Annotated in this window: 14 protein-coding genes; 5 read left to right on the top strand and 9 right to left on the bottom strand. The window is 40.9% G+C overall.

All coding sequences use genetic code 11. From position 1 onward, the window contains the following. Positions 1-66 precede the first annotated feature (66 nt). A complete protein-coding gene (locus tag AKG37_RS14945; RefSeq protein WP_060699525.1) occupies positions 67-513 on the top strand; it encodes a ferritin-like domain-containing protein in 447 nt (148 codons plus the stop codon). A gap of 196 nt (positions 514-709) precedes the next feature. Here the strand turns inward: AKG37_RS14945 and AKG37_RS14940 are convergent, their stop codons facing one another. The 3 genes from AKG37_RS14940 to AKG37_RS14930 are packed head-to-tail and all read right to left on the bottom strand — an operon-like array spanning position 710 to position 2,433. After that, positions 710-1,120 carry a DoxX family protein gene (locus tag AKG37_RS14940; RefSeq protein ID WP_060699524.1) on the bottom strand — a complete coding sequence of 137 codons (411 nt, stop codon included), beginning with the start codon at positions 1,118-1,120 and terminating at the stop codon, positions 710-712. A gap of 58 nt (positions 1,121-1,178) precedes the next feature. Further along, a complete protein-coding gene (locus AKG37_RS14935) occupies positions 1,179-2,018 on the bottom strand; it encodes a M56 family metallopeptidase (RefSeq protein WP_060699523.1) in 840 nt (279 codons plus the stop codon). Further along, positions 2,011-2,433, bottom strand: a complete 423-nt coding sequence (locus AKG37_RS14930; protein ID WP_060699522.1) for a BlaI/MecI/CopY family transcriptional regulator — start codon at positions 2,431-2,433, stop codon at positions 2,011-2,013. Before AKG37_RS14930 ends, AKG37_RS14935 begins: the two co-directional genes overlap by 8 nt. A gap of 267 nt (positions 2,434-2,700) precedes the next feature. On the opposite strand from AKG37_RS14930, the gene AKG37_RS14925 reads away from it, so the two are divergent. Continuing rightward, positions 2,701-3,846 carry an AbrB family transcriptional regulator gene (locus AKG37_RS14925; protein ID WP_060699521.1) on the top strand — a complete coding sequence of 382 codons (1,146 nt, stop codon included), beginning with the start codon at positions 2,701-2,703 and terminating at the stop codon, positions 3,844-3,846. Between the two features lie 38 nt (positions 3,847-3,884). Here the strand turns inward: AKG37_RS14925 and lepB are convergent, their stop codons facing one another. Together lepB and AKG37_RS14915 are read right to left on the bottom strand one after the other, a co-directional pair. Continuing rightward, complete coding sequence (gene lepB, locus AKG37_RS14920) at positions 3,885-4,397, bottom strand: signal peptidase I (protein WP_060699520.1); 513 nt, start codon at positions 4,395-4,397, stop codon at positions 3,885-3,887. Further along, positions 4,397-5,014 carry a TVP38/TMEM64 family protein gene (locus tag AKG37_RS14915; protein ID WP_078061029.1) on the bottom strand — a complete coding sequence of 206 codons (618 nt, stop codon included), beginning with the start codon at positions 5,012-5,014 and terminating at the stop codon, positions 4,397-4,399. Before AKG37_RS14915 ends, lepB begins: the two co-directional genes overlap by 1 nt. A gap of 155 nt (positions 5,015-5,169) precedes the next feature. Between AKG37_RS14915 and AKG37_RS14910 the strand changes: the two genes are divergently transcribed. Further along, entirely contained in the window at positions 5,170-5,532 is a 363-nt protein-coding gene (locus AKG37_RS14910; RefSeq protein ID WP_060699672.1) for a YhjD family protein, read from the top strand. 82 nt (positions 5,533-5,614) lie between these two features. Beyond that, complete coding sequence (locus AKG37_RS14905; RefSeq protein ID WP_060699518.1) at positions 5,615-6,049, top strand: hypothetical protein; 435 nt, start codon at positions 5,615-5,617, stop codon at positions 6,047-6,049. 41 nt (positions 6,050-6,090) lie between these two features. Here AKG37_RS14905 and AKG37_RS14900 read toward each other — a convergent pair whose 3' ends face one another. From AKG37_RS14900 to AKG37_RS14890, 3 genes are all read right to left on the bottom strand, one after another. Then, positions 6,091-7,044, bottom strand: a complete 954-nt coding sequence (locus AKG37_RS14900) for an LCP family protein (protein ID WP_060699517.1) — start codon at positions 7,042-7,044, stop codon at positions 6,091-6,093. Positions 7,045-7,224: 180 nt separating this feature from the next. After that, positions 7,225-7,503: a barstar family protein gene (locus AKG37_RS14895; RefSeq protein WP_060699516.1), complete on the bottom strand. Its 279-nt coding sequence runs from the start codon at positions 7,501-7,503 to the stop codon at positions 7,225-7,227. 65 nt (positions 7,504-7,568) lie between these two features. Beyond that, on the bottom strand, positions 7,569-8,738 hold the full coding sequence (locus tag AKG37_RS14890; protein ID WP_060699515.1) for an MFS transporter: 1,170 nt from the start codon (positions 8,736-8,738) through the stop codon (positions 7,569-7,571). Positions 8,739-8,883: 145 nt separating this feature from the next. On the opposite strand from AKG37_RS14890, the gene pdxR reads away from it, so the two are divergent. Continuing rightward, positions 8,884-10,323, top strand: coding sequence for a MocR-like pyridoxine biosynthesis transcription factor PdxR (pdxR, locus tag AKG37_RS14885; protein ID WP_060699514.1), 1,440 nt, complete (start codon positions 8,884-8,886; stop codon positions 10,321-10,323). Between the two features lie 32 nt (positions 10,324-10,355). Here pdxR and AKG37_RS14880 read toward each other — a convergent pair whose 3' ends face one another. After that, a complete protein-coding gene (locus AKG37_RS14880; RefSeq protein ID WP_060699513.1) occupies positions 10,356-10,838 on the bottom strand; it encodes a hypothetical protein in 483 nt (160 codons plus the stop codon). Between the last annotated feature and the right edge of the window lie 20 nt (positions 10,839-10,858).

Here is a 10,858-nt window from a genome sequence, read left to right as displayed (position 1 = left end):
TAGGCACCTTTCCTCACTCTTTACATATCATAAACCATCGTGAACTCAAAGGAGGCTGGCAATATCATGTATTACGGTTATTATGACTACTCGCCATATGACATGCGCCAAAACACAAGGATCATTTCAGACCTTGAGAAGGCGATCAATGGTGAATATTCCGCGATCCAATGCTACGAAAAACTTGCTCAAAAAGCAAAAAGTCCTGAGGCGAAAAAAATCATTCAAGAAATACGCCAGGACGAAGTCAGACACTATCAGCTATTTTCAAAGCTCTATTATTCTTTAACAGGTAAAAACCACAAACCAAGTGTAACAGAACCTTGTCCAGATCAATTCAGAGAAGGACTTGTTTTCGCGTTTAAAGATGAACAAAGAACGGTCGATTTTTACTTAACAGTATCGGACTATGTCCATGATCAAGGAACAAAAGAGCTCATGAAACGTATCGCACAAGATGAACAGCAGCATGCTGTATGGTTTTTATATCTTTTAACGCACCATGTATCTTAGATAGTCCTATTTTAATAGGAGATCGTATGTTCCGTCAAAAAATGAAATCGTCTTTTTGTTCATTCAATTGAAACAATATTGTACGACTCCCAGTAAACCTCTCACCTCTTTCACTTTTTCAATCGCGAAAACGACAATTTGCTAAATAAAAAAACTCCTCTGCCACAAATAGCAGAAGGAGTTTTTTCATGATCATTTAATGAAATTTTGCTTCATTGCTTTGCTGCTGATGTTTCAGCATCCCATCAATAGATAGAAACTTACTGCCGCTAAGTGTTAAATAAAGCGCCATGACGAGCAGTGAGAGTTCAAATTCATAACCGCCAACAAATCCTTTAGAAAATCCAACAGTGATAATCGCCACAGCCATAATTGGTACAAATAATGCTGCGAAAATACGTGTTCCTAGACCTAAAATTAAAGCAATACCCCCGACCAGTTCAATTGTTTTTACAATATAGGCCATGAATTCTGGTATACCGATTTGTCCAAAGAATGCCGCTGTTCCTCCCAGACCTCCTTGATATGCCTGAAGTCCGTGTAAAAAGAAAATAGCACCTAAAATAACACGTACAAAAAGTGTTCCTATTTCTTGATTCGTTTTCATATAGTGATTTCCTCCTATTTTTACACTACATAATGTAATGTTAATTAGTAAAAAAAAATTAGTAATTTAGGTTAAGCATAATCATTAAGACCACCATGAGGATGGCTGATGTCACGATTGGAATGATTGGTACATTGAAAGGAATATTGTATGTTGGATTTAAGATTTTCTGTATTCTTAAATTCAATGCCCGATCTCCAAAGGATACCGCGAACTTCGTTTGTTTTTGAAACTGAGTTCTCTTTTTAATGAGTTTCAAGAGAGCTTGACCCACTCCAAGCTCAGTGCCTGTCTGCCGAATAGCATAGTCATCTGCAATCACTTCACGAAAAACGGAATAGCTTTGTCTCATATGCTTTAACACCGGAATGTACCAAATGACTTTTGTGAGCATTGAAAATGTGAAGGCCTTTAAAGGGTCATAGCTATATTTGTGGTGCAATTCATGATGAACAACAGCATCAATCTCTCCATCATCCAGCATCTCCATTAGAGACGTTGATAAGTAGACCTTTGGATGAAACATCCCCATCGCAAAAGCAAGTGGTTCATGCCAATGGAACACGATGATGTCATTTGCATATTTCTTTGAGAGAAATTCGGTCAGCTGTTGATCGGCTGCCATCATCAGATGTCGTTTGAATTGCATATACTTTCTCATTTGCTTCGTCATATAGAAAATCGCAAATCCCAAAGTATAGAGGACTAAAGCATCCAGAAAATATTTTAAAGGAGTGAATCCGTAGAATTCGAGAACAGACTGGCATACATGAATCAGATTATATGCTTGATTCCAGCCAAAAAAGCTTGAAAGCACGTAATACCCCATCTGATAAAAAATTGTTAAACCAATCAAAATACCGCCTAAAAACAGCAGACTCGACTTCATTTTATTCATTTTGCTGCTCCTCTTTTTTAGACGCTAGCCTTGCTTCAAGTACTTTGAGCAACTCAGGGTCAGCACTTTCAATCGCATCCACCATATGATTCACTGCCAGTGGGCCGAAATCATCCATGAGCCCTTGCGTGATCCATTTTGTCTGCTCATTTAGAAATTCTTCTTTTGTTAAAATGGGATTATAAATAGATGAACGCCCTTTTGTTTTCTTCTCCACTATTCCCTTATCGGTTAAACGGTTCAGCACAGTCATCACCGTGTTGAAATTAATCGGCTTTTCATCTGACAGCTTTTGCTGCACTTCTTTAATCGGCATATCCTCACCTTGATAAAGGATCTCCATAATTCTCCCCTCTAAAGGACCGAAAAAACGATTCAATCCCTTTTCATTATATTTAAAAGAAGGAATTTTCATGTTATCACCTCACACTAAGCATTGTAGTGCAATCAAAAATGATAGTCAACAGATAACAAAAATAAGGGAAAATCGTTGTATATTACCTTTCTTTTTGGTAAAAATTATATTCCTATTTACTATAAATAAGCGGTTAGATTCTTGATAAGATAATCTTATGAAAATGGTAAAAAAATTCGTATTTTATTTATAGAGCCTTTTGTATTATAGTGAAGATAATAACATTTCACTTACTGAACGAATTTATAGGAAGAAGGTTTACATGTGATGAAACAAGGAAACAGCCTTCGAACCGATCTCATCCTGATCGCAATAAGCGGTTTAGGTGGATTTCTTTTGTCTTTAACAGGAATGTCTATCGGCTGGATGATCGGTACATTAGTCACAGCTGCATTTATATCTATGCGCCGGCCCGCCCTGTTTCAGCGTAAAGAAAACCACACCTTACGTATACACAACAGATGGCTACTCCTTGGTCACTTCATTCTCGGAATCGAACTCGGGCAGAAAATGAACATGAGAGTCCTTCATATTTTCGCTGAGAATTGGCTCCCTGTGAGTTTCATGCTCGTTTTTTCTATTCTACTAGCAATGCTCTCTGGTTTTGCCTTATGGAAGCTGAGTAAAACTGATATGCTGACCAGCTTTGTCGGAACTGCGCCTGGCGGTTTATCTGCTATGCCGGGGATTGCCCAAGAGGTTGGAGCCAATACAGCCGTTGTCAGTCTCGTACAAACAACACGTGTATTAATGGTTGTACTCACCATCCCATTTACGGTGTTCTATTTAAATACAAAAAACCAAGCGGATGCGGCAGTAGCCACGCAAACGAGCGCCTTCTCATCTGGCATTTTCACCCTGTCAAACATCTCGTGGACCGCTGCACTGATTTTAGGTGCCTGGCTTATGTCACGCCTGGCGGTTCGTCTTCATTTCCCTGCCCCTTGGCTGATTGGCAGCATGTTGGGGGTCGCAGCACTTCAAGTAGGTGCAGGTGCGCTTATAGGTCATGATTTGATTCCTTATTGGCCAGCACAAGCAAATATTGCATCACAAGTATTTCTAGGTGCAACCATCGGGTCAAAAATGACTAAACAGATGTTTGTCGGACTGAAAAACACTATCATTGTAGCTGTCGTCAGCTCAGCTGGACTGATTGCTGCAACGGTTCTCAGTTCAATTGCCATTGCAGAGGTCACAGGCATTTCTGCCATTACAGCCATTCTTGCCTTTTCGCCTGGCGGTATTGCAGAAATGGCAACGACAGCAGTCACACTCCATGAGGACTCAACCTTCGTAGTGGCTGTACAAGTCGTTAGAATCACCCTTGTCATTGCCATGCTGCCACCATTTTTTCGATTTTTACATCACGTCTGGGCAAAAAAACATCCTAATTATAAAGCCGCAAAATAAAAAAGAGACGCTTTGCATATGCAGAGCGCCTCTTTTCTTTATTCATCTTGATTTCTTTTGACACCCACTACCTGATCTTTTGAAATCGTCCCAAAATGCCGACTGTCAAAGCTATGTATACGGTTATCTCCGATCACGAAGTAATGGTTGTTTTTGATTTTATCGTGTCCCGTGATGGCTTTCAGCTGAAAATCTCCTGTCAGGACATTCCCCATTTTATGTTTTTTCTGCTCTTTTAAATAGGGTTCTTTCCATTTTTCACCATCGACAAATAACTGATCATTTTCATACTTGATCGTTTCTCCCGGGAGGCCAATGACCCGTTTAATTAAGATTTGATTTTTCGGTCCGTGAAATAACACATAATCAAACCGACTGATTTTCGTGAGTTTTGGCGAGAACTTGTTGATTAATAATTCTGTTCCATCTGTAAATGTCGGGTCCATACTAACCCCTTCTACTTTGTACGTGACAAACATGAAATTCTTTACTTGGAACAATAAGACGATGAATGTAATAATCATCAACCATAGCAATGGCTTCTTTTTCATTAAGAGCCTCCTTTGTCCTCACGCTTGCTCATTCGAATGTTCAACCTATTTTCTACTCTCTTTCCAACATACCATAATAAAGCGATAACTAGAACCGCAAATACACTTCTTAACGGATTCTTTACTAAAGCAGAAAGATCATAACCAATAAAACTAATGATAAAGAGCATGACACACTTACCAGCCAATGCGGCTAACGAGAATTGCCACACGCTAATTCTTGATAAGCCTGCTACCACATTGACGGCAGCAGAAGGTGTAAAAGGAAAGCAAAGTAAAATAAATAACGGACCAAATCCCCGCTTCTCTACCCAAAGCATCAATTTCTTAATGGAAGGGTGTCTGCTGATAAAGTTTAGCATTCTCATCTGTCCAAATTTTCTGATCAGCAAAAAAACAAGTAAAGACCCTGCACTTGCACCGATCCAGGTTAATAAAAAACCTTCCCATAGGCCAAACGCATTTGCATTTGCCACCGCAAACGCCACAAGGGGTAAAAACGGAAGGAAGGCTTCTATCAGTGGAAGCAATATGGCGACAATTGGCCCAAATTCCTTATAACTTTCAAAAAATGCTGTGATATTTTCATGAGTAAATATAGAAAGAAATGATGTCAACTTGATTGACTCCTTCAAGGTTTGTCTACATTTCATTTTACATGGAAAACATAAAAATATACAAATGTCTTACACTCGACCCTTGAGATTGTTTGACGCATCCGATATAATAAATAAGAACATACGTTCTATTCATAAAGAAAGCAGGCATGGATATGACAAGACTATCAAGAATACAGCTTCAGATGATGGAACAGGCCATCTTTCTTCCAATGGTCATCTCCATCCTCAATCGTGATTTGGCTCACTTAAACCAACACCAACCATTTAAACTAAATGACCCATACATTCAGCTTATGACCTCTGCGTTAAAGGAAGCACAAAAAGCCCTTTACGAACTGAAGCAGCATTTACGTAAAGAAAAAATGAAGGTACAGCAAATTGAACACGATGAAGGATTCACAACGTATTTATTTATCATAAATGGCTATGAAGAAAAGCATAAATACTTTAATCCTCGTATACGTCATCGAGTAGAGGAACTGCTGACTCGGTATTTTCTCCATGAGGAAAAATAAAATGGATATTTTTCACAAAACAAAATGAGTTCTCTCATTTTTGGCGAATAAATCAATATACCAAAATTCAGGAGGTATATTGATGATCAAAAAATTAGCAGCACTTACTCTAGCAGCTGGCCTACTTGTCCCTAGCACCGTTTCTGCAGCAGAGCCACTACAAGCATCAAAACAGGAACCCTCAGCCCCATCACAATTAACAAGCGTAGCCTATACGACGGTTTTTCTCTATGGACATCAAGTGTATTTTGAAGTAAAGGCACTTGATAATTATTTCAACTCAAATTATTATCAGCGCATTGCTTGGACGAGTAATGATAAGGAACCGAGTGTGCTCAATAATAATATTTTATCTGTCATTGTGGCTAAAAAAACCGGAGAGTCTTATCAAGTCAATTCATATGAACCGTTCAATTCAGTTAAGGATAAAATTGAATCTGGTCAAAAAGTGTATGGCTGGGCACTTGCTCTAAACGGCGTGTGGTACCCAACAATGCCTGCAACCCTTTACTATTAAAAGAAAAAAGCCTGCCTCAGCGGCAGGCTCCTTCATATTAATCATAATTCAAGCTGTTCTCTCAGCTCTGTTCTGATTTCGTCTAATCCTGGTCCATCTAACTCAAAGTAATACACATTCCCCGGCTGATAATCATGCCCTTTTAGCTGAATCGTATCCACAGATTTCAGTGAGCTCAGTAAAGGAAAAAGACCGATAAACTGCTTCATTGACAGATTGGTTGAAACATTATCACCAAGCGTATCAATTATGTTGTCATATGACGGAATCGAAGAAATAGATTTAGATTTTTCAAAGATGGCTTGAAGTGCTTCCATTTGGCGCTTTCCGCGCATGAGGTCGCTGTCTGCTTTTCTTGTTCTCACAAAGGCTAATGCTTCTTCGCCATTCAGTGTGTGAGTGCCTGTCTGCACTTGAACTTTCCCCTTTGAATCCTTTTCTATTTGTTTTGCGATGCCTTCATCTTCAATCGTTACGTCAATTCCATTTAACTCATCCACTATGTCTTGAAACGCCATAAAGTTCCCTGAAATCACATAATCTACTGGAATGTTCAACAAGTTTTCGACCGTTTTGACCGACAAATCTGCACTCCCAAACGCATGGGCGTGGGCAATTTTATCATAGCCTCTTCCCGGTATATCGACATAAGAATCACGAGGAATACTGAGGAGCTTAATGGTTTTCTCTGTTCGGTTCACTGCCGCCAGTAAGACTGCATCACTTCTTGCTTCGTCTACCGTTTCACCTGGACGGCTGTCAATCCCCAAGAGCAGCACCGAAAAGCTATCCTTCCCTGGATCAAAAGCTTTTACACGCTTTTGAGAGGTGTCTCCTCTTTCTAATGAAACTTGCGCCTTATTCGACGCTTTTGAAATTTTATAGTATGCATATCCTGTTACGGATACCGCCATCACCATGACAAATGCCATGATCAACAGCACGGCTTTCACCCAAGGTCTCAGTCTTCTCTTTGATCTCGTTTTTTTCTTCATCCTTTCCGAACCCTCACTCTATCTTAGTCTATCAATGTAGGTTCCAATATAACATATCTCGATAAAAGTTTCCTGCACGCAACATATTTTTATGAACCCACAATAAAAAATCAAACAAATGTAGTGAAGCATTCAAGAACCAAAAATCAAAAAACAGCCTGCGGTAGCGGCTGCTTTTTATCATAATTGAATGTTCAATTGAAATTGTCCCTTCAGTTCTTCTTCCGCTTCTTGAAACAACTGACGCAAGCTCTCTGCATAATCGCCAAGAGCTTCTTTGCTTGCTTGAAAATTCGTCCATGTCAGTTCTACTGGAAGATTCACTTCTCCTGTCAAACAGTCCCAAAGGGCATCAAGGTTTTTCCCGTAATAGTCAGGAAGGTGTAAAACTGTTTTCAACTGTTCATGAAGCTCTTCTTGCGACCTGCACACCGCGCCATCCAGCTGTACTTTTTTCATTTTCATCTTCCCCTCTCATGCCTATATTCTAAACGAATTGGAGAAAAAAGAGAAAGATGGACCTCTCACCTTTCTTTCCGCCTGACACCTGAGATCAACAGGATGAGGCAGGCAGATATCACGAGAAAGAAAAAGAAGATTAACACCCTTTGAGTCCCGTAAATATCAGCGAAGAGTCCAACAAAAACACTCGGGATACCAAGACCTAAATAAGCAAACAAGTAATACCCTGCAACAGCTCTAGCCGCCTCCTTTTTCCCCCTCTCAACAATGAGCTGAAGTCCGCCTAAATACGTAAATCCATAGCAAGCAGTACCCGCCAGCATTGTTCCGGCAAGCACAAGGTAGATAGACCCGCTGTTTGCACCGTATAGCAAGAGGCCATATCCGCACGGAAGACAGATAAACCCCACAAGGAGCGCTGTGCTGCTTTTCATTTTGCGCACAAAGGGCTGCATGAGGACACCTGTCATATTAATCAAAAAAAGCGCCGGCCCTACCCATAATTCATAACCATTTAATTTAAGCTGTGCTGGCAAAATCGAAATGACGAGGCCGCATACCGACCACGCGATAGCAATGGCTGCATTTGCAGGCATGGTCCCTTTTGGAAATCTAGGCATATTCATGAGTGGTTTTCCTGCATCTCCTTGAACAGGAGGTACAAAAAAGAAGACCCCCACAATAGTTAGCATCAGAAAGCCCAGCACAATCCAATAGCTAAGCGGCGTGAGTGACACATGCTGAAAAGAAAGAAGCGCCGTAAAAAGAGCACCACCTCCAAATCCAACCGAACTGCATAGTGCAATAAATGTTGGAATCCAGCCTGATTTCTCTGGATATAAAGCAATTAAATAAGCGGTGCATGTTCCTACACTTAATCCAAGCCCTACACCTTGCAGCAGGCGGGCAGCAAAGAGCATCTGGATGGTAGGTTGCACAATCATCAACAAGGTGGCACTTAACGAAAAGCTTAGCGCAACCAATAAAATCGGTTTGCGTCCAGCTCGGTCAGAAATGCCGCCAAGAAAAAGCAAAACTGGAATCAGTCCGAAAACATACGCGGCAAATACTAGTGCTGTTGCCGCCCTTCCGTACCCTGCTTGTTCTGCATATGCCGTATAAAGGGGCACTTGCAGATTCACAGCGATCGTAATCATAAAAAGACCAAATAAAACGAAAATAAACGGGACGATGGATAGGTGTGCCGTTTCCTCTTTAGATGCTGGGATCATTTGACTCTCTCCTCTATGTCATTGCATATGAGAACAGTGTACACACCAATTGGATTACTTCCCATATCCAAAAATAGCACTATTGACCAGTCCATAACTCCGTGTCATCATCATGTTATGACATCACAATGAGAGAAGGTGCACGATGTATATTCATTTAGACCGTTCAAGTCCTACACCGCTCTGGCAGCAAATCGTAGCTGGGACCATTCAAAAAATTCATTCACAACAACTGCTTCCTGACGATCAGTTAACACCGACAAGAGTGCTTGCACAGGAGCTTAATGTATCAAGATCAACCGTACAGCTCGCCTACGATGAGCTGCTGGCAAGAGGCTATGTCAGCACATCGAGAAGAGGCGGTACAAAGGTCATTTCAAGTGATCAATATACAGCTTCTACGCCCCGCCAAAGTGAACCGCCATTCTCACTTCCAGTAAGACATCACTTTGTAGAGGCCGAAAAACAAATGGATCATTGGCTGTCAGCCAATCAATTTCATGAGAAGCTTGAAATTGATTTTCGTCACCAGGAGCCAGCGATCGATGACCACTTTCAAAACATATGGAAACGTTCGCTGATGAAAGCATTACAGCGATTAGATATAAAGGATTGGGGTTATTCTTCTCCGCATGGATTATGGGAAGTACGTTCAGAAATACGCCAATACTTATCTGTTGAACGAGGGATCGATGTAGAAGAAGATCAAATGGTGTTAACAGGCGGCACACAGCAAGCCATTGATTTGATTTCGCAGGTTTTGCTAAAAAAAGGTGATACAGTGGCTGTTGAAGATCCAGGTTTTCCCGGCGCAAGGCTGTCGTTTATGCACCGTGAAATGAACATTCATCCCGCAGCAGTAGATGAAGAAGGAATGATGGTGAACACATTGCCACAGCGAACAAAGCTGATTGCTGTGACGCCCTCCCATCAGCGACCAACCGGTGTATGTATGAGTGTAAACAGAAGGCAGCAGCTGCTGAAGTTTGCTGTCAGCCATCAGTCTTACATATTAGAGGATGATTTTGATGGAGATTATCGTTATCATGGCGGACCGCTTCCTTCCCTATTTTCAGAAGCACCCGATCATGTAATTTACATCTTAAGCTTCTCAAAGGTGCTGGCACCCGGCATCCGTCTTGCTGCCATTATCGGCTCAAAAGCAGTGATGAAAGAAATCGCCGCCCTGCAATCACTCATTCAAAGACAGCTGCCCATTATGGAACAAATCACACTCGCTTCTTTTTTCAGAGAAGGAGAGTTCACGCGCTATGTCCGGCGAATGAGACAGTTGTATAAAAAGAGACAGGCAGCCATGATGGAAGCCCTTTTGACGAATCAATTTGATAAACACTTCCATATCAATGGAACCGATACGGGTCTTCATGTGTTTTTAGAAGGCGCACCTGACTTTGATGAAAAAGGGAGTATTGAGGCAGCAAAAGCGGCTGGTGTTGGGATTTATCCATTAAGTCCTTACTGTTTTAAAAGCAATCGAAAGGGATTACTGCTCGGATTTGCCTGTACAGATGAAAACATGATACAAGAAGGCATACACCGTTTAAAGAAAATACTTCACATCTAAAAAAAGCCTGGAAGTGAATCTTCCAAGCTTTTTTATGATGACTGCTGAACCTGACCTACCTTTTCAATAAATGCAGCTGTCTGCTGCAATCCATCCTGAAAATGATGAGTAGCGGAAATAAACAGCTTTTCTTGATCGGGATGCTTTAAAAGCTGCTCTACCTGATTGATCCCTTTTTCAAATGAAGCAAGTCCTGTCTTTAATTGTTGATCGGCCTTTTGATAAGCGGCTGGAACTTCTTGATGATCAAGTCCTTTTTGAATCACACGATCAAATGTTTTCGTCGCTTCTGTCAATTTTTTATTTGTTTGAATTTTTCCATGACCATCTGAGATAAATTGATCGGTCATGTTTTCATATGCTTCATTTAACTCATCCATATAAGACTGAACCCATTGTTCATACGCAGCTTCTTTTTTGTCTTGTTTTGAAGGCGGCTGACCTGCTTGCTGACAGGCTGCTAGTAAAGTCACAGCTGCGATAAATAGCAGCACCAAATGCGATTGTTTTTTCATACAGAGCCTCCATTTCTTCA

The organism is Bacillus australimaris (assembly GCF_001307105.1).
Classification (GTDB): domain Bacteria; phylum Bacillota; class Bacilli; order Bacillales; family Bacillaceae; genus Bacillus; species Bacillus australimaris.
The sequence above is the reverse complement of the archived record's forward strand: the minus strand, read 5'-3'. Positions and strand labels throughout refer to the sequence as shown.